The following is a 21,487-nucleotide window of genomic DNA, read 5'->3' as shown; positions in this document are numbered from 1 at the left end:
GTGAACTTCTGATTAATTGTTGACGCTCCATAGCGTTAAGCAACTAAAAAACCATACGAAATCGTTCGGAAAAGGATGTTTCTAATGAAGCGACTATTCTGCTTGGCCGCGATTGCGGCCGCACTGATGGGGCACAGTTTTACCGCACAGGCGGCAGGTGTGGAGTTCGCGGTCGGTCAGACCAGCGAGTCGACCATGACCTATCGACTGGGCATGCAATTCGATTGGGACAAGAGCTGGCTGCAGAGTGATGTTGGTCGTTTGACCGGTTACTGGAGCGGTGCCTACACCTATTGGGAAGGTGACAAGACCTCCAGCAACCACAGCCTGTCGTTCTCGCCGGTGTTGGTTTACGAATTTTCCGGGCAGACCGTCAAACCCTATGTGGAGTTGGGGGTTGGCGTGGCGGTGTTCGCCAATACCGAAGTCGAAAACAACCAGCTCGGCAGCGCCTTTCAGTTTGAAGACCGGTTCGGGTTTGGTCTGCGCTTTGCGGGCGGGCATGAAGTCGGGATTCGTGCGACGCACTATTCCAATGCCGGGCTCAGCAGCCCGAACAATGGTGTAGAAAGCTACGCGCTGCATTACACGATGCCGCTCTAAGCACACTGCACAATCAATGGGGGTGGGTTTGAGTTCAGCGATACGCCGTGGTAATCCCCTGGCGTTCGTCGATGCATTCAGGCGCTCCCATCTCGAACTCCCTGCAGATCAGCGGGCGTTTCTCGTAGATGGTGCACATCATAGTGTTGCGATCCAGCGCAGCACACCAACCGTCATCCAGACGCAACATGACTTCCCCACCCCAGTCATCAGTATCGATAAAACGTTCGGGCACGCCTGTGTCGGTGATCAGCATGACTTCGAGCTGGCAGCAGCAAGCTGCGCAGGTCGAGCAAGTGACCACCGGTTCAGCGATTTGCGTGTGGGGAATGGTTTTCATGACACGCAGTGTAAGGCAGTGGGCCGGGGCTGTGTGAAAGGCCTGACGGACGCTCAGCTGTGAGTGTCGGACGCCAGCCGCTGAGCCATGAAATGCAGTGTGGGAAACAGCAGCGCCCACAGTAATCCGATGCCGATCAGTGTCGGCCATTGTCCGTAGGGAAATTGCACCCCGGCCAATTGTCCTCCCGCGTAATACGACAACGGCCCACCGACGGCGCCCAGTAGGCTGCCGAGCCACCAGGGATTGGCGGTCCATTGCAGGCAATGGCGCAAAGTGGTTGCCAGCAACGCCCACATCAGCATCAGCCACATCGGAATCAGCGGCGCGACATCGTTGAAGTCGAACACCCCCAGCCAGTGCAACGAACTGTCGACCGTCGTTCCCAGCAGCACCACGCTGAGGATCAGTAGGCCTTCATCGGCCCAGCGACTTATCCACAACAGATGAATCACCAGCACCGCCAACGCCACCAGCAACCACAGACCACTGCCTCCGATCACGCAGGCAAACCAGCCGACCTGAAACAGCGCTGCATTTGCCAATCGTTCAAGCATCGAATCGGCCGAGCAGCGGCGCCGGCATCGCGGCGGGTTTGGCAAGCAGCAATTGCGCCGTGCCGATGGTGCGTTCCAGGAAACCACCTTCGCAGTAGCACAGATAAAATTCCCACAGCCGCAGGAAATAGTCGTCGTAGCCCATTTCGCTCAAGCGACCGTGGGCGCGGCGAAAATTCTCATGCCACAGGCGCAAGGTTCGGGCGTAGTGCAGGCCGAAATCCTCCATGTGCAGCAGGTTCATGTCGGTGTCACGGCTGACAATCTCCAGCATTTTCTGCACGCAGGGCAGGGCGCCGCCGGGGAAGATGTAACGCTGAATGAAATCGACATTGCTCTTGGCTTGTTCGTAGCGCTGCTCGCGGATGGTGATCGCTTGCAATAGCATCAAGCCGTTGCTCTTGAGCAGCTGCGCGCATTGCTTGAAGTAGGTCGGCAGGAAGCGATGACCAACCGCTTCGATCATCTCGATCGACACCAGTTTGTCGTACTGCCCGGTCAGGTCGCGATAATCGGACAGCAGCAGTGTGACCTGGTCTTGCAAACCCAGGGCTTCGATCCGTTGCGCGGTAAAGGCGTACTGCTCTTTCGACAGCGTGGTGGTGGTGACTTTGCAGCCGTAATTCTGGGCGGCGTAAAGCGCCATGCTGCCCCAGCCGGTGCCGATTTCCAGCAGGTGATCGCTGGGTTGCAGCGCGAGTTTGCGGCAGATACGTTCGAGCTTGTTCAGTTGCGCCTGTTCCAGGGTGTCTTCAGGGGTGAGGAACTGCGCGGCGGAATACATCATGGTCGGGTCGAGAAACTGCTCGAACAAGTCATTGCCGAGGTCGTAATGTGCAGCGATGTTTTTCTGCGAGCCCTTGCGCGTGTTGCGATTGAGCCAGTGCAGGCTCTGCACGAACGGTCGGCTCAGTTTTGCCATGCCTCCTTCCAGCGCATCCAGTACGACAAGGTTGCTGACGAAGACACGCACCACGGCCGTCAAATCCGGCGAACTCCAGTAGCCGTGGATAAACGCTTCACCCGCGCCAATCGAGCCGTTACTCGCCACCAGTCCCCAGGCCGCGGCGTCGAGGATATGGATTTCGCCCACGGGATGGTTGCCGGCGGTACCGAAGACGTGCCGTTCGCCGTCTTCGAAGACCACCAGTTGCCCGTGTTTGAGCTGCGCCATCTGCCGCAACACACTTCGGCGCAGCAACGATCCGGTCAGGCTGTTGGTCCTTAACAGGCTGGTTTTGGCCGAGACACTAGAGGATTTCATGGCGGCGATCCTTGGGGGGAACAATGGCGGTCTGAATTCTGCCATCGGCAGCTTGATGAGCAAATATCGGTGCGCGTTTCAGTAGCAAGCGCACGGCCTGCCAATAAATCGCCAGACAGGTTTTCGCGGTCATCCACGGAAAGCGCCGCAAGTAACGGTGCAGGCTGCCGCGGTTTAGGGCTTCGCGGTGCAGGTTGAGCGTGGCGTCGAACAGTTTCAGTTCGCCTTGCCAGTCCGCCATGTGCACGCCGAGTTTTTGCGCTGCGGGGCTGAAGCTCATGCGGTATTCAATATCGTGCGGCAGAAACGGCGACACATGAAACGCCTTGGCCACGGCGAAATGCTGGTGGAAGTCCTGCACCGACGTCGGTGCCTTGGCGGGCAACACGTAGTGGTAACGCTCGCGCCACGGCGTATTGGTGACTTCGCAGAGAATCGCCGCCAGTTGGCCGTCGACCTCATGGCAATAGAAAAAACTCACCGGGTTGAACGACAGGCCCCAACTGCGGGCCTGGGTCAGCAGGCAGATCGAGCCGTGTGGCACATGGCCGATCGCCTCGGCGACTTGCTGGCGTACCGCGTCGATCAAGCGCATGCCACTGCCAGTGAAGGCTTTCAAGTAATCGGTTTCGCGAAACGAGAACGGCGCGAAACGGCTGGTGCCCGACAGCGGCGACAAGCCAAGCACCGCGTCCTGTTCGTCGAGGTCCAGGTACAGCAGACCGATCCGGTAACGGAATTCATGGCGCCGCGGGGCAAACCGCCGATGGGCGATCCAGCCGCTATAAAGGGCGCTGTTCACAACCCTTCTCCCAGCGAGCGAGCAACCCGCAGCGCACTGACCACACCGTCTTCATGGAAACCATTGGCCCAATAAGCGCCGCAAAACCAAGTGTGCTGCGCGCCGTCCAGTTCATCCCAGCGTGCCTGCGCGGCGACGGCAGCCAAGCTGTATTGCGGATGGGCGTAGATGAATTTGGCGAGCACTTTGTTCGGGCTGATGCCTGCACTCTGATTGAGGCTGACGCAAAACGTGGTGTCGCTCTGGATGCCTTGCAGAATGTTCATGTCGTAAGTGACGGCGGCCAGCGTGTGACCGGGACCATCGAGGCGATAATTCCAACTGGCCCAGGCAAGCTTTCGCACCGGCAGCAAGCGCGTGTCGGTGTGCAACACCACTTCGTTGTCGGCGTAGGGCAGGGCGCCAAGGATCGACTGTTCGGCGGCGCTCGGTTTGGCCAACAGTTTCAGTGCCTGATCGCTGTGACAGGCGAACACCACTTTGTCGAAACGCTCGCTGCCGGCGGCGCTGTGGATAACCACGCCATCTTCATCGCGATCGACCCGGGTCACCGGGCAATTGAGGCGGATCTTGTCTTTGAAGGTCTCGGTCAATGGCGCGATGTAAGCGCTTGAACCGCCCTCGATCACGCACCATTGCGGGCGATTGCTGACCGACAGCAGTCCATGATTTTTGAAAAAACGGACGAAGAATTGCAACGGGAAACCGAGCATGTCTGCCATTGACATCGACCAGATCGCTGCGCCCATCGGCACGATGTAATGCAGGATGAACCGCTCACCGTAACCGCCGGCCTTCAGGTAATCGTCGAGCGTGGTGTCAGCGGCGATTCGTCCTTCGGCCAGGTCACGCGGGGCTTTTTTATTGAACCGCAGGATGTCGCGCAACATGCCCCAGAACCCTGGCGACAACAGGTTGCGACGTTGGGCGAACAGGCTGTTGAGATTATTGCCGTTGTATTCCAGCCCCGAGACCGAATCGGTCACCGAAAAACTCATTTCAGTCGGTTTGAAACCCACGCCGATCTGGCCGAGCAGGCGAATGAAATTCGGGTAGGTCCAGTCGTTGAACACAATAAAACCGGTGTCCACCGCATAGCGCTGGTCATCGACAGTCACGTCCACCGTGTGGGTGTGACCGCCGACCCAGTCGCTGGCCTCGAACAGAGTGATCTCGTGCCTGCGATTGAGGAGGTAGGCGCTGGTCAGCCCCGAGATCCCGCTGCCGATGATGGCGATGTTCAAGGGATATCCTTGATCGGCGGACTGCTGCGCAGCATGCGCTTGCCGATGGCCAGTTTCACGACGTTGGGCATTTTTGACAGCGGCCAGAGCGCGGCCATGAACAGTCCGGGGAACGCAATCTCCAGTGGGCGGTTTTTGAGTTTGGCGAAAATGTGCCGCGCAGCTTTATCCACAGGCCAGCTTAGCGGCATCGGGAAATCGTTTTTTGCCGTCAACGGTGTCTCGACAAACCCCGGGCTGACCACGGTGACTTCAATGCCTTCCGGTGCCAGATCAATGCGTAGCGATTCGAACAAGTAGCGCAGCCCGGCCTTTGACGCGCCATAGGCTTCGGCGCGGGGTAGCGGCAAGTACGTCACCGAACTGGCGACGCCCACCAAGTGCGGCGCGGTGCCCTTGCGCAGTAGCGGTAAGGCGGCCTCGATGCAGTACGCGCTGGCGAGCAAATTGGTGCGCACCACATGCTCGACAACCGACGAATCGAATTGCTGAACGTCGACGTATTCGCAGGTGCCTGCGTTGAGAATCACCGTGTCCAGGGATCCCCAGTCTTCGGCAATTTGCTCGCCGATTTCGCGGACTGTCTGGCTGTTGGTCAAGTCACCGGGCACCACCAGCACTTGCCCCGGATAACGCAGGGACAAGACTTTCAGCACCGCCGCCGAGCGTGAACTGACGGCGACGTGGGCGCCGGTTTTCAGTATTTCTTCGGCCAGCGAGGCGCCAATGCCGCTGCTGGCACCGGTTAACCAGTATCGCCGTGGAGGTGTAAAACTCATCCCATTCTCCTTTTTAGCCAGGCAATCGCCCGACCCAATACGGGTACATGTTCGTAAAGCAGCGCCCCGGCATCGAAGTAATCCCGGTGGCGATAAACCTTGCCGCGCCAGAGCAGGTGCGAGCAGCCATCGACCCGAATCAACTGACCGCCGGCCAGGCGCGGATGGCGATAACTCATGACCCAGCGCAAATAGCCCTCGCCTTCACTGATCTGGTCGAAACCATGGAAGTCGAAGTGCAGATCGCTGACGTTGGCGTAGAGCTCTGTGAAGTAGCTGCGCATTTGCACCAGTCCCTGAACTTCGTGCAGAGGATCGGTGAAGTGCACGTCGTGGGTGTAGAGCTGATTGAGGCGTTGCAGGCTGTCCTTGTCCAAGGCTGCAAACTGTTGGGCAAAACGCCGCAGGAAATCACTCATCGTGTCCTCCTGCCTGTTGTCTTGATGGCAAGTTCTTGAACGCGGCCAGCGCCCGTTGGCGCGAGGTGTTTAGGTTGACGATCGGCGACGGATAATCCACCGCGCCGAACAACCCGCCGACGTTCGCCGGGTTGTGCACTTCCTTCTTGTTCAGCCCGGCCAGTTCCGGCAGCCAGTGCTTGATGAATACGCCTTCGCTGTCGAATTTTTCCGACTGGCTCAACGGATTGAAAATCCGGAAGTAGGGCGCCGAGTCGGTGCCAGTAGACGAGCTCCACTGCCAGCCACCGTTGTTCGCCGCGAGGTCGCCGTCGATCAGGTGCCGCATGAAAAAGCGCTCGCCTTCACGCCAGTCGATCAGCAGGTTTTTGGTCAGGAACATCGCCACGACCATGCGCAGCCGGTTGTGCATCCAACCGGTTTCGAGCAACTGGCGCATGGCCGCGTCGATGATCGGCAGGCCGGTGCGGGCTTCTTGCCACGCCAGCAGTTCTTCCGGGGCGTCGCGCCAGGCCAGGGCTTCGGTTTCCGGGCGGAAAGCACGGTGACGCGAGACCCGTGGATACCCCACCAGAATGTGTTTGTAGAACTCGCGCCACAGCAGTTCGTTGATCCAGGTCACCGCGCCGACCTTGCCGCTTTCGAACTCCCCTTGATTGCTTTGCAGGGCGGCGTGCAGGCATTGGCGAGGGGAAATCACCCCGGCGGCAAGATAAGCCGAGAGCTGACTGGTACCCGGTTTGGCCGGGAAGTCCCGCTCGTTTTTGTAATAGTCAATCTGGGCGTCGGCGAAGGTGTCGAGACGGCGCCGGGCTTCGGCTTCACCGGCAGGCCACAGTGTGCGCAGGCTGAGGGTCGGCGTTTTGAAACCCTCAACGCTTGTTGGGATTTTGTCGCTGCCGATAGCAAGTGGCATCTGAACCGCGGGTGCGACGACCAGCCTTGGTAACGACGCGCGCAGACGGTCGTAGCAGGCTTTGCGGAACTGGCTGAAGACTTGAAAGTAAGTGCCGGTCTTGGTTAGCACGCTGCCCGGTTTGAACAGCAGTTGATCGAGGTAGCTATAGAAGTCGATGCCATGGGCTTTGAGCGATTCGCCCACGGCGTCATCACGACGGCTTTCATGAATGCCGTATTCCTCGTTGACGTGCACCGCGTCGATCTTCAATTGCTGACACAGTTCAAGCAGCACCTTCGGCGCTTCATCCCAGCGTGATGACGTGCGGATCAGCAAAGGAATATTCAGTTCGCCCAGCGTACGGCGCAACTCGCCAAGATTGCGCAACCAGAAATCCACTTTGCACGGCGCATCGTCGTGCTCCAGCCATTGGTCCGGGCTCAGCAGGTACACCGCGACCGTCGGACCGCGAGCAGCGGCCGCCGAAAGGGCGGTGTTGTCATGTAGGCGCAAGTCGCTGCGCAACCAGATCAATTGCATGGTGGTGTCCGTACGTTTCATTAAATTAGTCCACGCTGAACCAGGTCCTGATGGACGGTTAACGGGTCTTCGGCCAAGAACAAATCAGCGATCTCAGTAGTTTTTACGGACAACTCGGCGTGGTGGATGCATACCGTTGGTCCGGCAATTATTTTTGGGCAACTGACACCATTCAAAAGTTTCGGCAGCTGCGAAAGATTCATGGCTTTGCTGGAATACAGCAATACGCCGCGAGCTTGCAGGTGATCGACCGCTAGCGCGAGTTCGCCAGCGGGGAGTGGCCAGTCGAACACCTCCACCGGGCAATCGGCGCTGCTGATCAGCCAAGCGGTCAGCCACAGGTGAGGTTCCAGTGGCAGGTCTGAGTGATTGATCAACAACAGTGGCGCGGTACGTAACTGACGGTTGTTATGGTAGATGCGCGCGCCAAATTTGCTGCGTAACCAGGAGTAAAAAAACACCCGCTCCATCTGCGCGCCGAACTGGCCTTGCCAGCGCTGCTCCAGTTCAGCCAGCAACGGCATCAGCAGTTGTCGGCACAAGGTACGCGGTGGATACAGCGCCATGGCCTGATTGACGGTGTCATCGAGGGTGCGTTCGTTCAGTTGAGTGACTGCTTGCAGCAGCATATTGCACATCACTTGCCAATCGTTTTCGACGGATTCGGTGAAGGCCTGCGGGGTGTCGAGCAGTTGCTTGACCTGGCTGACGGCCACGCCACGGTTGAGCCAGGTAAGGATCGTCAGAATGCGTTGAACGTGATCGGCCGAGAACAGCCGATGACCTTTGGGCGTGCGTTGCGGCACGATCAGGCCATAACGCCGTTCCCAGGCGCGCAGGGTGACGGCGTTGACGCCGGTCTGCCGCGCGACCTCACGGATCGGTAGCCAGCCTTCGTCGAGGGCTTTTTTGAAGTCGGCGCCGAGGTCTTCGCTGGCGCTGGTGTCGAGTGGGCTTTTCATTAGATTGTCATTAGATCGCGTTTCGTAGACTGAGATTTTCCGGATGCGGTTGCAGGTAAACCTGTTGCGCAATGTACGGATCCGGGTGTTGACGGAAGTAGTGTTTGAGTAGCGTCAACGGCACCACCAGCGGCACGATGCCATGGCGGTACTGGCCGATGACGTGCTGCACCTCCTGTTTGTCTTCAGGGCTGATCGTCTGTTTGAGATAGCCGCTGATGTGTTGCAAGACATTGGTGTGGGTGCGGCGCGTGGCGCATTTTTTCAAGGCCGCCATCAGCTCGCTGAAATAGTGTGGACCGAGTTCGTTCGGGTCGGTCTGGCCCATGTTGCCCAGCAGGTTACCCAAGGTTTTGTATTGCACCGGGTTGTGGGCCATCAGCAGGTATTTGTAGCGCGAGTGAAAGTCCGTAAGGCCACGGCGGGTCAGGCCTTCATTCACCAACTGCTGCCAGGCGCTGTAGGCGAACACGCGGGTGAGGAAGTTTTCTCGCAGCACCGGGTCGTTGAGCCGGCCGTCTTCTTCCGCCGGTAAATCCGGATGCAGCGCGCAGAACGCCTGGGCGTAGATGCCACGGCCACCACCGTCAACCGGCGCGCCGTTGGCGTGGTAGACCTTGACCCGATCCAGGCCGCATGACGGGGATTTCTGCATGAAGATGTACCCGCAGATATCGGTTAGCTCCGCGGCCATTTTCTGACCGTACTCGGCCAACGGTACGGTGACGTTGAGCTCAGGAGTGACGGTGCCGACAGCCTGGGGATGTTCAGGATTGCCAACCAGCCGGATCGGCTCCCGAGGAATGCCGAGGCCGATGGCGACTTCGGGGCATACCGGGACGAAATCGAAATAGTCAGTAAGGGTGCGACTACACAGCCGCGACACCTTGTGCCCGCCGTTGTAACGCACTTCTGCGCCCATCAGGCAGGCGCTGATGGCGATTTTCGGTTTCACGGGGACGTGGGGCATCGGAGCACCTCGAGTCTAAACCTGTACAGAGTGTTGATTCTGTACAACATGGTTTCATCATAGATTCAAAGGTGTACAAGTCAAATTATTTGTATAGATTTTACCGTCGCCCTCGTAGGAGCTGCGGTTTACTGCAGATGCGCATGCAAGCGGCGGGCGGCTTCCTGGCCGCTGAGCCACGCGCCTTCGACGCGGCCGGACAAGCACCAGTCGCCACACACATACAAGCCCAGATCGGCATCGGCCAGGGCTCCCCATTCATGGCTGCTGGCAGGTCGGGCGTAGAGCCAGCGGTGAGCAAGGCTGAAGGTCGGGGCAGGCATGGCGCTGTGCAGCAGCTCGGCAAATGCACCGTGCAATTGCTCGATCACTGCCTCTTTGGGCAGGTCGATATGTTGCCTGCTCCAAGCGCTGGTGGCGTGCAGGACCCAGGTGTCCAGCGTGTTGTCACGTCCTGGTTTGCTGCGGTTGCGAGCCAGCCAGTCGAGCGGGCTGTCCTGCACGAAGCAGCCTTCCATGGGCGTATCCAACGGTGTCTCGAACGCCAGCGCGACAGCCCAGGTAGGGTCCATTTTTACCCCGGCGGCGGCACCGGCGAGTTTCGGTGCCGAGGCCAGCAGTGCAGTCGCCTGTGGCGCCGGCGTGGCGATCACTACATGACTGAACGGGCCGTGGGTGAAACCTTCGGCGTCCTGCAAATGCCAGTGCTCTTCGCCACGATAGACTTCGGTGATCCGGCAGGCGAAATGCACTTCCAGATCGCCGAGCAGGCCGCGGGTGATCGCGCTCATACGTGGCGTACCGACCCAGCGAGTCTGTTCGTCCGGCGACAGGTTGAGCTGGCCCCCGTGGTAGGTGTAGAGCTGCGGAGTCCACTCAGCGACCCATCCGTTAGTTTGCCAGCGCTGGACCTCGGTGACGAAGCGACGGTCGCGGGCAGTGAAATACTGGGCGCCCATGTCCAGGGCACCCGCATCGCTGCGATTGCTCGACATGCGTCCACCGCTGCCACGGCTTTTATCGAAAAGTTGAACGATGTGCCCGACTTCTGTCAGGGCCTGGGCGGCTGAGAGCCCGGCGATGCCGGTGCCGATGATTGCGATAGGTACAGTCATAGGGGCCTCGTTTACCTTTCTGTACAGACTACGCCGTGGATGAAACCTGTACAATATTGTTTTTTGGTATAACTTTTAGCGTTCTCGTTCTGACAGCTTGGCCTATTGTTAAACACAGAACCTGCCCGATACTAAAGATCCCTGTTTATAAAAATAGACTAGTGATCAGGGTAAAACGCCACGCGAGGAAGAAGTCATGCACATATTGCTGACCGGCGGTACTGGTTTGATAGGACGTCAGCTCTGCCGACACTGGTTGAGTCAGGGGCATCGTCTGACGGTCTGGAGTCGAAGTCCTGAAAAAGTCGCGAAAATAGGCGGTACCCAAGTGCGTGGTGTTGCCCGGCTTGAAGACCTCGGCCCGGAACCGATCGATGCGATTGTAAATCTGGCGGGCGCACCGATTGCCGATCGGCCTTGGACAACCAAACGCAAAGCGCTGTTGTGGAGTAGCCGAATCGCCCTGACCGAAACCTTGCTGGCCTGGCTCGAAACCCGCGAGCAAAAACCGCAGGTATTGATCTCCGGATCTGCCGTTGGTTGGTACGGCGATGGGGGCGAGCGGGAATTGACCGAGAAATCTCCACCGGTCATCGATGATTTCGCCAGCCAGTTGTGCATCGCGTGGGAGGAAACCGCCCAGCGTGCCGAAGCCTTGGGCATCCGCGTGATCCTCATCCGCACCGGGCTGGTGTTGTCAGCCGAGGGCGGCTTTTTGTCGCGGCTGTTGCTGCCGTTCAAACTGGGGCTGGGCGGGCCTATCGGCAATGGCCGGCAGTGGATGCCGTGGATCCATATCAACGATCAAATCGCCTTGATTGATTTTCTTCTGCATCAGAAAGACGCCAGCGGTCCTTATAATGCCTGCGCGCCCAAGCCTGTGCGCAATCGCGAGTTCGCCAAGACGTTGGGGAGCGTGCTGAACCGCCCGACGTTCATGCCCATGCCGGCCCTGGCTTTAAAGGTGTGTCTGGGCGAATTGTCATTGCTGTTGCTGGGCGGCCAGAAGGCCTTACCGGCTCGCTTGCTGGAAGCGGGTTTCACTTTCCAGTTCACTGATTTGCGCGCGGCTCTGGATGACCTTTCCAACCGCCTTTGAAATAGGACGTTGCATGACCGATCACGCATTGCTTCTGGTCAACTTGGGCTCACCGGCCTCCACCTCGGTGGCGGATGTGCGCAGTTACCTCAATCAATTTCTGATGGACCCGTATGTGATCGACCTGCCATGGCCGGTGCGACGTTTGTTGGTGTCGCTGATCCTGTTCAAGCGCCCGGAGCAGTCAGCCCACGCCTACGCCTCGATCTGGTGGGAGGAGGGCTCGCCGTTGGTGGTGCTCAGCCGTCGCCTGCAACAGGTCATGACTGCCCAGTGGACCCACGGTCCGGTGGAGTTGGCGATGCGTTACGGTGAACCGTCGATTGAGTCGAAATTGGTGCAGTTGGCCGCCCAAGGCCACAAAAAAATCACGCTCGCGCCGCTTTATCCACAGTTCGCTGACAGCACCGTGACGACGGTGATCGAAGAAGCCAAACGAGTAGTGCGCGAGAAGAAGCTCGACGTGCAGTTCTCGATTCTCCAGCCGTTCTACGATCAGCCGGAATACCTTGATGCGTTGGTGGCCAGCGCCAAGCCGCATCTGGAGCAGGATCACGATCATCTGTTGCTAAGCTTTCACGGCTTGCCGGAGCGGCACCTGACCAAGATCGACCCTACCGGGCACCATTGCTTTAAAAGCGATAATTGCTGTCTGAACGCTTCGCCAGAAGTATTGGCGACCTGCTACCGCGCCCAATGCCTGCGCACGGCGTCCGAGTTTGCAAAACGTTTGGGCCTGCCGGACGGCAAGTGGTCGGTGTCATTCCAGTCGCGATTGGGTCGAGCCAAATGGATCGAACCCTACACCGAAGCGCGCCTCGATGAGTTGGCTGGAATGGGCGTGAAGAAAGTGCTGGTGATGTGCCCGGCGTTTGTCGCCGATTGTATTGAGACGTTGGAAGAAATCGGTGATCGCGGCAAAGAACAATTCCGCGAGGCGGGAGGGGAGGAGTTGGTGCTGGTGCCGTGTCTCAACGATGACCCGCAGTGGGCAAAGGCGTTGAGTACCTTGTGCGAGCGAGCGCCTCTGGCGCTTTAAAAGCTTCGCGGGCAAGTCGGGTCGCCGCATCGCTCGTTCCTACAGGGGTTTGTGTCGATCAATGGAACGATGCAACTCCTGTAGGAACGAGCGATGCGGCGACCCGGCTTGCCCGCGAAGGCATTCTTGAATGCCTGCTTAGATCAGTGGATCATTCGCCTTCTTGTGCTTCCAGCTGTCATTACCCGGCAGCAACAAGTTCAGCGCAATCGCCGTCACCGCGCACAGTGCGATGCCTTTGAGGCCGAAGTCGTCAGGCCCTGTGCCGGTGCCGACCAGTACGCCGCCAATCCCGAACACCAGGGTCACCGAGACAATCACCAGATTGCGCGCCTCGCCCAGGTCGATCTTGTGGCGAATCAGCGTGTTCATGCCCACCGCCGCAATCGAACCGAACAACAGGCACAGAATCCCGCCCATCACCGGCACTGGAATGCTTTGCAGCAGCGCGCCGAACTTGCCGACGAACGCCAGGCTGATGGCGAAAATCGCCGCCCAGGTCATGATCTTCGGGTTGTAGTTCTTGGTCAGCATCACCGCGCCCGTCACTTCGGCGTAGGTGGTGTTGGGTGGACCGCCAAACAGTCCCGCCGCGGTGGTGGCAATGCCATCGCCGAGCAGGGTGCGATGCAGGCCGGGTTTCTTCAGGTAATCGCGACCGGTCACGCTACCGACTGCAATCACACCGCCGATGTGCTCGATAGCCGGCGCCAGGGCGACCGGAACGATGAACAGAATCGCTTGCCAGTTGAATTCCGGCGCGGTGAAGTGCGGGATGGCGAACCACGGAGCGGCGGCAATCTTTGCGGTGTCGACGACGCCAAAATAGAACGCCATCGCAAAACCCACCAGCACGCCCGAGATGATCGGCACCAGGCGGAAAATGCCTTTACCGAACACCGCGACGATCAGGGTGGTCAGCAGCGCTGGCATCGAGATCAACATTGCCGTTTGGTAATGAATCAGCTCAGTGCCGTCGCCCGCCTTGCCCATCGCCATGTTAGCGGCGATCGGCGCCATGGCCAGGCCGATGGAGATGATCACCGGGCCAATCACCACCGGTGGCAGCAGACGGTCGATGAAACCGGTGCCTTTGATCTTCACCGCAAGGCCGAGGAAGGTGTAGACGAAACCCGCCGCCATCACGCCGCCCATGGTCGCCGCGAGGCCGAACTGGCCCTTGGCGAGGATGATCGGGGTGATGAAGGCAAAACTCGATGCCAGGAATACCGGCACCTGACGCCCGGTGACAATCTGGAACAGAATCGTCCCCAGGCCGGCGGTGAACAGCGCCACGTTCGGGTCGAGACCGGTAATCAGCGGCATCAACACCAAGGCGCCGAAGGCCACGAACAGCATCTGCGCACCCGACAGCACCGTGCGCCAGAGCGGATCGTTGAACTCATCCTGCATGCTCAAGCGTCCTTCTGCTTGGTGCCGAAGATCTTGTCACCGGCATCGCCCAGGCCTGGGATGATGTATCCGTGCTCGTTGAGTTTCTCGTCAATGGAGGCGGTGTAGATCATCACGTCCGGGTGAGCTTTCCCTACAGCAGCGATGCCTTCAGGCGCGGCAACCAGCACCATCGCGCGAATGTCCCGGCAACCGGCCTTTTTCAGCAGGTCAATTGTCGCGACCATGGAGCTGCCAGTGGCGAGCATCGGGTCGATGATCATCGCCAGGCGTTCGTTGATTTCCGGAACGAGTTTTTCCAGGTAGGTGTGGGCCTGCAAGGTTTGCTCGTTGCGGGCCACACCGACGGCGCTGACTTTGGCGCCCGGGATCAGGCTCAGCACGCCTTCGAGCATGCCGATGCCGGCGCGCAGGATCGGTACTACAGTAATTTTCTTGCCGGCGATTTTCTCGACCGACACAGTGCCGCACCAGCCTTCGATATCGTAGGATTCCAGCGGCAGGTCTTTGGTGGCTTCATAGGTCAGCAGGGCGCCGACTTCCTGAGCGAGCTCACGGAAATTCTTTGTGCTGATGTCGGCGCGGCGCATGAGGCCAAGTTTATGACGGATCAGCGGATGGCGGATCTCGAGGATGGGCATGGGAAAGGCTCCGGCGGCGGGCAAAAAAACCGGCCTAGATTAATCTATCCGAGGGTGTTGTCCTATAGACATACAGAACGTTAGTCCATAAACGCTTGATCTGGCCGTGAGGGATGCGTACCTTTGCCCGCTTTTCCTCAGTCCGTCACCCCCCTGGAGAGCGCCATGCCTGCTGATCTCGAGCATATCCGTCAAATCATGCGAGAGGCTGACTGCCTGTACACCGAAGCTGAAGTCGAGGCGGCCATCGCCCGTGTCGGTGCACAAATCAACGATCAGATGGCGGAAAGCAATCCGGTGGTGTTCTGTGTGATGAACGGCGGGCTGATTTTCTCCGGCAAGCTGCTGACCCATCTGAACTTCCCGCTGGAAGCGTCCTACCTGCACGCCACCCGTTATCGCAACGAAACCAGCGGCGGCGACCTGTTCTGGAAAGCCAAGCCGGAAGTCTCGTTCCTCGACCGTGATGTGCTGATCATCGACGACATCCTCGATGAAGGTCACACCCTGGGCGCGATCATCGACTACTGCAAACACGCGGGCGCCCGCAAAGTGCACACCGCCGTGCTGATCGACAAGGACCACGACCGCAAGGCCCGCCCGGACCTGAAAGCCGATTTCGTCGGCCTGCCATGCATCGACCGTTACATCTTCGGTTATGGCATGGACTACAAAGGCTACTGGCGTAACGCCAACGGGATTTTTGCCGTTAAAGGCATGTAAGCCCAAGCTACGTATCTCCTGTGGGAGATTCTATGTTGCAAGGGAACCCTGCGGTCTTAAATTCGGCTGGTATTCGCTCTGGTTTTTCATGAGAGCGAATGCCACTCGGCAAAGTTTGCGGGCGAGGATGACCTGACCCTGCGTGACGCCGAACCCGATCAGCAACAGCTGTTGCAGGTCACCGAGTAGTCGGTGGTGGTCGGCAGTCAACGCCAGTCCAACCAGCAGCCGATTCCGGTTACGTCACCGTGGCTGATCCTTCTCAAGGGCAAATCCTTGAACAAAGGCGCGACCATCACCCAGGTGCTGGTCAACTTCGATGGCGAAAGCAAAAGCCTGAAAAAGCCGATTTACGACGACAAGAGCAAAACCCTGACGCTCTTTTACCCGATGGCGCAGTACCGGGTGGTGATCGACTTGTTGCGCAATGACACGGTGTATTGCCAGTTCCTCAGCTATGCCAACGGCCATATCTGGGCCGATCTGCACACCGGCAGCGTTCGTCCGCGTTGAGCCCTGTGCCCGGGGAGGGGTAAACTGCCCGCCCCGTGAAATGTCTGCGAGCTGGAGTCGGCAATGCGTAAAGATAAGAAGCAAGTGATTGGTGACGAGATCGGCGATGAGCAGATCAAGCTGTTCCTCGATTTCGAACCGGTCGACGCCACGTCGCCGTCGCTGCACAAACTGATCAAGGCCTACCGCGGCCTGCGCATCGATGACTTCGAGCGTTTTCTGACGTTCTTTGGCAAAGCCGGTCTGGATCTGGACGGCAAGGATGAGCACGGCAATGACTTCGTTGCCTTGATCAAAGATCAGCGCAATGCGGCTGAATACATCGAACTGATCAACAAGGCTCGCGGTTAAGATCAAAAGATCGCAGCCTCGCTACGCTCGACAGCTCCTACAAATGGTAGCGAGGCTGCGATCTTTTAAAGGCAAAAAAAAACGCCCCGCTCTCAATGAAAACGGGGCGTTTTTTATGTGGCCGAATCAAGCGTAGCTTTCGGTCTCGTTGCTGGCTTCAACCAGTTCCAGCGCGACGTTGTTCTGCACGTTGAGCTTGCGATACAGCGCAGCATCGGTTTCCAGAACTTTTTCGCGAGCCGGGAAGATTTCCGCGAGCTTGGCAGCCCACTCACCAGACGCTTTGTTCGGGAAGCACTTTTCGATCAGTTCCAGCATGATCGAAACGGTCACCGATGCGCCTGGCGAAGCGCCGAGCAGGGCAGCAAGCGTACCGTCCTTGGCCGCGACCAGTTCGGTACCGAATTGCAGAACGCCGCCCTTTTTCGGGTCTTTCTTGATGATCTGCACCCGTTGGCCGGCCACTTCCAGGCGCCAGTCTTCGGCTTTCGCTTCAGGGTAGAAGCGACGCAGCGAGTCCAGACGCTGTTCCATCGACTGCATCACTTCGCTGACCAGGTACTTGGTCAGGTCCATGTTGTTTTTCGCCACGGCCAGCATCGGGCCGATGTTGCCGGCGCGAACCGACATCGGCAGGTCCATGAACGAGCCGTGCTTGAGGAACTTGGTGGTGAAGCCGGCATAAGGCCCGAACAACAGGGACTTATTGCCGTCGACCACGCGGGTGTCCAGGTGCGGCACGGACATCGGTGGCGAACCCACCGCAGCCTGGCTGTAAACCTTGGCCTGGTGGTGCTTGACCACTTCCGGGTTGTCGCAACGCAGCCACTGGCCACTGATCGGGAAGCCGCCGAAGCCTTTGCTTTCTTCGATACCCGAAGCTTGCAGCAGCGGCAGTGCCGCGCCACCGGCGCCGAGGAACACGAATTTTGCGTCGACGTCACGCGAGTTGCCGCTGTTGACGTCCTTGATGCTGACGGTCCAGCCGCTGCCGTTACGCTTGAGGCCGGTCACGCGCTTGCAGTACTTGACCTGGGCATCGGGTGCGCTGGTCAGGTGCTTGAGCAGTTGATTGGTCAGGGCACCGAAGTTGACGTCGGTGCCGTTCATGACGCGGGTGGCGGCGACGACTTCGTCGGTCGGCCGGCCAGGCATCATCAGCGGCATCCACTCGGCCATGGTGGCCTTGTCTTCGGTGTATTCCATGTCCGAGAAGGCGTGGTGCTTGCTCAGCGTCTTGAAGCGTTCCTTGAGGAAGGAAACGCCATCGTCGCCCTGCACGAAGCTCAGGTGCGGCACCGGGCTGATGAACGTCTTGCACGAGCCGAACGTGCTTTTCTTGGTCAGATAAGACCAGAACTGCTTCGACACCTCGAATTGGGTGTTGATGTGCACGGCTTTCTTGATGTCGACGGTGCTGTCGGCAGCCTGCGGCGTGTAGTTGAGCTCACACAGCCCAGCGTGACCGGTACCGGCGTTGTTCCACGGGTTCGAACTCTCCGCGGCACCGGAATCCATCAGCTCGACGACTTCCAGCTTGATCGCGGGGTCGAGCTCTTTGAGCAGTACAGCGAGGGTGGCACTCATGATGCCGGCCCCAACCAGTACTACGTCGACTGCTTCGTTATGCGCCATTTAACGCGTCTCCAAAATCTGCAGCACCAAATTGTCGGTATGGCTGCCAGGAGTGAAGGGGCGTGTCAGTGATGCCCCAGGTACCCATGGCAGTATCGCCATGTCCGAATCTTCGCAATTTATCGCAACTTCGACGGACGCTACCGGCCGAGTCTAAAAGAGCTACATGAACTCACTTCAACGCGCGGCTGGCAATTCGACTTATGGTCGATACATCCGTTTGTGCAACCAAATCCGTAGAGGACAGGCTTCAGGCTCCGGTGTTCGAGGAATACTCGGTCCTGTGTCGTTGGGCTGTTTCAGACGCTAATGGTGCATATTCAGACGCAAAACTATTCATTTGCTCGCCACACTCTTGTGAAGTTGTGAAAACCCGTTTTTTTCACGCTCTTTTGAAGACGTGAACCTCAAAAAAGGGCTGTCCCAGCCTGGCACCGTGCCCGGATGGATTGCCCCCATGGAATACATGACAGGCAAAACGGGCAAACAGCTCAGTAACCGAGCGTAATGACAGCTCTGCAGATTCGCGAAAAGTGGGGGTTTTGCTCAAGGAACAGCAAGCGCGCCAGCTTCACTCGATCTGTGTGGGCGGCTCTCTGTGGGCGGTGCGGGGTGTCAATACAAGCGCATTGACGATGCTGCGAGGCCCGATCAGGAGACGTCCTTATAATCGGGGGGAGATTGTAGCGAAGAAACGCGGGGAAATGGTCGTGTTTAATGACTTTTATTAAGCGTTCGGTCAGGTGGTCAACCACTGATGAGCCCGCGCACGTGGCTGGCGCTGGCTGACACGGGCGCCAGGGGGCAGGGGATGGTGCAACCAGTTGAGACGGATTTCTTCAATTTCGACCCAGCTATCGCCCATGGGCTGGAGGCTGCACTGTTTGAAAGCCTGGCAGTGGCCATTGCGGTCGAGCAGGGCGAAGCAGCGATGCAGAGGGCGTGGGGTGAACAGCAAGCTTAGGTAGCGCATGGCAAAGTACCGTGTGGGGTGATTGCTGTGAAGGTTGCCAGTGGACCGTGACGTGAAAGTGTATGGGCGGTGACAGATGTGTGACAGGAACCGCGGTCTGAAGGGTTTGTCAGAGATTTCAGTATTCACTGTGAGGTGCTAGTTACCCGCAGTGGCCCACCGCTATACTGCTGGCCTGTTTGTGCCTGATTCTGGAGAGAAGCGCATGTTGCAACGCCTGTTGTTCGGTTTGATCACTGTGACCAGTTTGACCCTTGTCGGCTGCGCCCACAGCCCGCAACAACTGAATCCGGAACCCAAGCTGACGACTCAGCTGGCGCCGGTTGGCCATGGCCAGCAGGTTGTGGTGCGGGTGGTGGACGGTCGTCCGTCGCCAACCCTGGGGACCCGTGGCGGTCTGTACCCTGAGACCAGCGCGATCACCGTGCAGGGCACGCAGATCGTGCCGAAGTTACAGGCTCAGGCTGAGGCAGCCGTGCGTTTGCTGGGTTTCACCCCGGTGTCCAACGGTATGAATGCACCGCAGTTGACCGTGACCCTGGCCGAGCTGAAGTATCAGTCGCCTAAAGAAGGCATGTACGTGACGGAAGCGACCATCGGCGCGACCTTCCGCTCCGATGTGCAGAATGCCAACCGTCGTTACAGCGGTCGTTACGGTGCGTCCCTGGATCAGCGTTTTGGTATGGCGCCGAATCAGGAGACCAATACCAAGCTGGTCAGTGATGTGTTGAGCGATGCGTTGACGCGTCTGTTCAAGGACCCGACGATTGGTCAGATTCTCGGCGAGTAAACGTTCGCTGGATTCAAAAAAGCCGGGTGCCAGCAATGGCCCCGGGCTTTTTAATGCCCACCGATTTTGCCCGGTTAACACCAGCTCCCACAGGGGATCTGCGGTGTCATGCAGCTTCGGAGTAAAAATCCAGCACGCTCACCCCAGTCAACAAATCCGTCTCCGGCAAATCCGCATGTTGATGCCCACCCAGCGCGCAATACACCAGCCAGTGGCGGTCCTGAACGTTAAAGGCGAGGCTGCCAACAAGGTTTTGTTGTTCGTCGCTTTGGGCGATGAGGTAGAGGCGATCCTGGTTTTCGGCGTGCAGCATGACGGTTTCCGTGTCGGTTTAGAGGGCGCCAGACTGGCGTATCCAGATGACGGAGCCGTGACACAGGGCAGCATTTGGCCAGATGTTTCGTTATTTGTCGCAAAGGCAGGGCAGCTGGGGTTGGCGCTGCTGGTGTCGTGGATCAGCACGCGAGTCTGACCGCAAAAATCGCAGCAATGAAAACGGCGCCCAAAGGCGCCGTTGTCGTATCCAGCCAAACACCTTACAGCGGCAAACCTGCTTTTACGCGGTACTGATTGCGCACCGGCGTCGCGTATTGCAGCACCAGGAACGGACGATGTTCCTCAGGGCAAGCGTCAAGACGCTGTTGCCATTGCTCCTGAGCCTTGGCCAGTTCATCGGCCGCAAACACCTCGGCAGCTTTCGGGACCTGCAATTGCGGGTCGGCGTCTTTCCATTGGGCATAGGCCAGGTAGTGCACCGGGAACAGGCGGTAGCCGCCGAGGATCTGCCGGTCCATTTCGATCGCCAATTGCTTGGTGTCGTCGAACAGCTCGGTGATCGGCGAGGCGAAGTTTACGTGGACCCGGCCCTTGTAGCCGGTGATGCCCTTGGCGATGCTCACGTCGTCCTCGCCCGGCACTTTGCAGTAGCTGCCGGTGCTGGCGCGGATGAATAGCTCGCGAGCCTTGGCTTGATCGCACGGGTCATATTCGTAGCTGATCGACACCGGGGTGACGTTCAGCGAGCGGATGACCTCGCCGAACGGCTCGTCCTTGCGGCTCATGTGGAACATCTTGAGGATGGCCGACTCGGTGCGATCGTCGCCGTCCTTGGCCCGGCCTTCGGCCTGGGCGATCCAGATCGAGGCGCAATCGTTGCGGATCGAGTGGTTGATGTAGGCCGACAGCAGTTGATACGCCGCCATCTTCTCGCGGCGACCGGTGATCGAACGGTGCACGATGAAACTCTTGTTCAGGCGCATCAGATCGCTGACGAAGGGCTTTTGCAGCAGGTTGTCGCCGATCGCGATGCGCGGTGTCGGCAGGCCGGCGTGGTATACGGCGTAGTTGACGAAGGCCGGGTCCATCACGATGTCGCGGTGGTTGGCGATGAACAGGTAGGCGCTACCGGACTTGAACTGCTCGACGCCGGTGTACGTCACACCGTCCGTGGCGCGCTCGATGGTGTGGTCGACGTACATCTCGACTTTATCCTGCAGCGTGGCCACGGAGGTGATGCCGGCGAACTCACGGCGCAGCCGATGAGCTATAAGAGGTTTAAGCGCCCAGCCGAAAGCACCAGCAAAACGCGGGAAGCGGAAGTGGATGAGGATATCTAAAAACGCCTTGTCGCCGAGCAGCCGGTCCAGCACCGCTGGGACTTCGCTGTCGTCGTACGGTCGGATGGCATCGAATTCGCCCATCATGCTCTCTTGTTAGAAACGGCTAGGGTAAGTAAAGGTTTTGATCGAAAACCAACGGGGCACGGTCTGAAGCGGTAGCCAGACAAAAATGGCCCTGCAAATAGACCGGCGATTATA

At 58.6% G+C, this 21,487-nt stretch carries 23 protein-coding genes and 2 pseudogenes; 7 read left to right on the top strand and 18 right to left on the bottom strand.

Features of this window, described 5'->3' with window-relative positions:
• The first annotated feature begins 84 nt into the window (after positions 1–84).
• On the top strand, positions 85–603 hold the full coding sequence (locus tag ACYZTU_RS24190) for an acyloxyacyl hydrolase (RefSeq protein WP_461966105.1): 519 nt from the start codon (positions 85–87) through the stop codon (positions 601–603).
• A 34-nt stretch (positions 604–637) separates the two neighbouring features.
• Here the strand turns inward: ACYZTU_RS24190 and ACYZTU_RS24185 are convergent, their stop codons facing one another.
• From ACYZTU_RS24185 to ACYZTU_RS24135, 11 genes are all read right to left on the bottom strand, one after another.
• The gene (locus ACYZTU_RS24185; protein WP_282378837.1) at positions 638–943 is read right to left on the bottom strand and encodes a YkgJ family cysteine cluster protein; all 306 of its coding nucleotides are present in this window, start codon (positions 941–943) and stop codon (positions 638–640) included.
• A gap of 53 nt (positions 944–996) precedes the next feature.
• Positions 997–1,500, bottom strand: coding sequence for a DUF2878 domain-containing protein (locus ACYZTU_RS24180; protein WP_461966103.1), 504 nt, complete (start codon positions 1,498–1,500; stop codon positions 997–999).
• A complete protein-coding gene (locus ACYZTU_RS24175) occupies positions 1,493–2,764 on the bottom strand; it encodes a class I SAM-dependent methyltransferase (protein ID WP_461966101.1) in 1,272 nt (423 codons plus the stop codon). The genes ACYZTU_RS24180 and ACYZTU_RS24175 overlap by 8 nt, the downstream gene beginning before the upstream one ends.
• Positions 2,751–3,566: a DUF1365 domain-containing protein gene (locus ACYZTU_RS24170; RefSeq protein WP_461966099.1), complete on the bottom strand. Its 816-nt coding sequence runs from the start codon at positions 3,564–3,566 to the stop codon at positions 2,751–2,753. The genes ACYZTU_RS24175 and ACYZTU_RS24170 overlap by 14 nt, the downstream gene beginning before the upstream one ends.
• Complete coding sequence (locus tag ACYZTU_RS24165) at positions 3,563–4,810, bottom strand: NAD(P)/FAD-dependent oxidoreductase (RefSeq protein ID WP_461966098.1); 1,248 nt, start codon at positions 4,808–4,810, stop codon at positions 3,563–3,565. The genes ACYZTU_RS24170 and ACYZTU_RS24165 overlap by 4 nt, the downstream gene beginning before the upstream one ends.
• Positions 4,807–5,589: an SDR family NAD(P)-dependent oxidoreductase gene (locus ACYZTU_RS24160; RefSeq protein ID WP_461966096.1), complete on the bottom strand. Its 783-nt coding sequence runs from the start codon at positions 5,587–5,589 to the stop codon at positions 4,807–4,809. Before ACYZTU_RS24160 ends, ACYZTU_RS24165 begins: the two co-directional genes overlap by 4 nt.
• A complete protein-coding gene (locus tag ACYZTU_RS24155) occupies positions 5,586–6,008 on the bottom strand; it encodes a nuclear transport factor 2 family protein (protein ID WP_461966094.1) in 423 nt (140 codons plus the stop codon). Before ACYZTU_RS24155 ends, ACYZTU_RS24160 begins: the two co-directional genes overlap by 4 nt.
• The gene (phrB, locus tag ACYZTU_RS24150) at positions 6,001–7,446 is read right to left on the bottom strand and encodes a deoxyribodipyrimidine photo-lyase (protein WP_461971146.1); all 1,446 of its coding nucleotides are present in this window, start codon (positions 7,444–7,446) and stop codon (positions 6,001–6,003) included. Before phrB ends, ACYZTU_RS24155 begins: the two co-directional genes overlap by 8 nt.
• 20 nt (positions 7,447–7,466) lie before the next feature.
• Positions 7,467–8,408 (bottom strand): MerR family transcriptional regulator, encoded by a 942-nt coding sequence (locus ACYZTU_RS24145; RefSeq protein WP_461966093.1) that lies wholly within the window; start codon positions 8,406–8,408, stop codon positions 7,467–7,469.
• A gap of 10 nt (positions 8,409–8,418) precedes the next feature.
• Positions 8,419–9,378 (bottom strand): YbgA family protein, encoded by a 960-nt coding sequence (locus ACYZTU_RS24140; protein ID WP_461966091.1) that lies wholly within the window; start codon positions 9,376–9,378, stop codon positions 8,419–8,421.
• A gap of 128 nt (positions 9,379–9,506) precedes the next feature.
• Positions 9,507–10,493, bottom strand: coding sequence for an NAD(P)/FAD-dependent oxidoreductase (locus ACYZTU_RS24135; RefSeq protein ID WP_461966089.1), 987 nt, complete (start codon positions 10,491–10,493; stop codon positions 9,507–9,509).
• 196 nt (positions 10,494–10,689) lie between these two features.
• Here ACYZTU_RS24135 and ACYZTU_RS24130 point away from each other — a divergent pair, with 196 nt between their 5' ends.
• Together ACYZTU_RS24130 and hemH are read left to right on the top strand one after the other, a co-directional pair.
• Positions 10,690–11,592 (top strand): TIGR01777 family oxidoreductase, encoded by a 903-nt coding sequence (locus tag ACYZTU_RS24130; RefSeq protein WP_461966087.1) that lies wholly within the window; start codon positions 10,690–10,692, stop codon positions 11,590–11,592.
• A gap of 13 nt (positions 11,593–11,605) precedes the next feature.
• Positions 11,606–12,631 (top strand): ferrochelatase, encoded by a 1,026-nt coding sequence (gene hemH, locus ACYZTU_RS24125; protein WP_461966085.1) that lies wholly within the window; start codon positions 11,606–11,608, stop codon positions 12,629–12,631.
• 138 nt (positions 12,632–12,769) lie between these two features.
• Here hemH and ACYZTU_RS24120 read toward each other — a convergent pair whose 3' ends face one another.
• Together ACYZTU_RS24120 and upp are read right to left on the bottom strand one after the other, a co-directional pair.
• Entirely contained in the window at positions 12,770–14,044 is a 1,275-nt protein-coding gene (locus ACYZTU_RS24120) for a uracil-xanthine permease family protein (protein WP_461966083.1), read from the bottom strand.
• Between the two features lie 2 nt (positions 14,045–14,046).
• The gene (upp, locus tag ACYZTU_RS24115; RefSeq protein WP_131059473.1) at positions 14,047–14,685 is read right to left on the bottom strand and encodes a uracil phosphoribosyltransferase; all 639 of its coding nucleotides are present in this window, start codon (positions 14,683–14,685) and stop codon (positions 14,047–14,049) included.
• Positions 14,686–14,850: 165 nt separating this feature from the next.
• On the opposite strand from upp, the gene ACYZTU_RS24110 reads away from it, so the two are divergent.
• Complete coding sequence (locus ACYZTU_RS24110; RefSeq protein ID WP_461966081.1) at positions 14,851–15,408, top strand: hypoxanthine-guanine phosphoribosyltransferase; 558 nt, start codon at positions 14,851–14,853, stop codon at positions 15,406–15,408.
• 30 nt (positions 15,409–15,438) lie between these two features.
• Here the strand turns inward: ACYZTU_RS24110 and ACYZTU_RS24105 are convergent.
• A pseudogene (locus ACYZTU_RS24105) lies at positions 15,439–15,552 on the bottom strand (IS110 family transposase); the annotation flags it as partial.
• Between ACYZTU_RS24105 and ACYZTU_RS24100 the strand changes: the two are divergent.
• Positions 15,541–15,921 (top strand): annotated as a pseudogene (locus tag ACYZTU_RS24100) (hypothetical protein). The pseudogenes ACYZTU_RS24105 and ACYZTU_RS24100 sit on opposite strands and share 12 nt — an antisense overlap.
• A 63-nt stretch (positions 15,922–15,984) precedes the next feature.
• Complete coding sequence (locus ACYZTU_RS24095) at positions 15,985–16,272, top strand: PA4642 family protein (protein ID WP_461966079.1); 288 nt, start codon at positions 15,985–15,987, stop codon at positions 16,270–16,272.
• 126 nt (positions 16,273–16,398) lie between these two features.
• Here the strand turns inward: ACYZTU_RS24095 and mqo are convergent, their stop codons facing one another.
• Both mqo and ACYZTU_RS24085 read right to left on the bottom strand, forming a co-directional pair.
• Entirely contained in the window at positions 16,399–17,907 is a 1,509-nt protein-coding gene (gene mqo, locus ACYZTU_RS24090) for a malate dehydrogenase (quinone) (protein ID WP_461966077.1), read from the bottom strand.
• A 739-nt stretch (positions 17,908–18,646) separates the two neighbouring features.
• Positions 18,647–18,880 (bottom strand): hypothetical protein, encoded by a 234-nt coding sequence (locus ACYZTU_RS24085; protein WP_461966075.1) that lies wholly within the window; start codon positions 18,878–18,880, stop codon positions 18,647–18,649.
• A gap of 205 nt (positions 18,881–19,085) precedes the next feature.
• Between ACYZTU_RS24085 and ACYZTU_RS24080 the strand changes: the two genes are divergently transcribed.
• The gene (locus ACYZTU_RS24080; protein WP_461966073.1) at positions 19,086–19,670 is read left to right on the top strand and encodes a YajG family lipoprotein; all 585 of its coding nucleotides are present in this window, start codon (positions 19,086–19,088) and stop codon (positions 19,668–19,670) included.
• 106 nt (positions 19,671–19,776) lie between these two features.
• Here the strand turns inward: ACYZTU_RS24080 and ACYZTU_RS24075 are convergent, their stop codons facing one another.
• Together ACYZTU_RS24075 and ACYZTU_RS24070 are read right to left on the bottom strand one after the other, a co-directional pair.
• A complete protein-coding gene (locus ACYZTU_RS24075; RefSeq protein WP_054045634.1) occupies positions 19,777–19,983 on the bottom strand; it encodes a hypothetical protein in 207 nt (68 codons plus the stop codon).
• Between the two features lie 223 nt (positions 19,984–20,206).
• Positions 20,207–21,370 (bottom strand): 1-acyl-sn-glycerol-3-phosphate acyltransferase, encoded by a 1,164-nt coding sequence (locus ACYZTU_RS24070; protein WP_449643068.1) that lies wholly within the window; start codon positions 21,368–21,370, stop codon positions 20,207–20,209.
• Positions 21,371–21,487: the final 117 nt, after the last annotated feature.

The sequence above is a fragment of the Pseudomonas sp. HLT2-19-2 genome, from assembly GCF_054898005.1.
The sequence above is the reverse complement of the archived record's forward strand: the minus strand, read 5'-3'. Positions and strand labels throughout refer to the sequence as shown.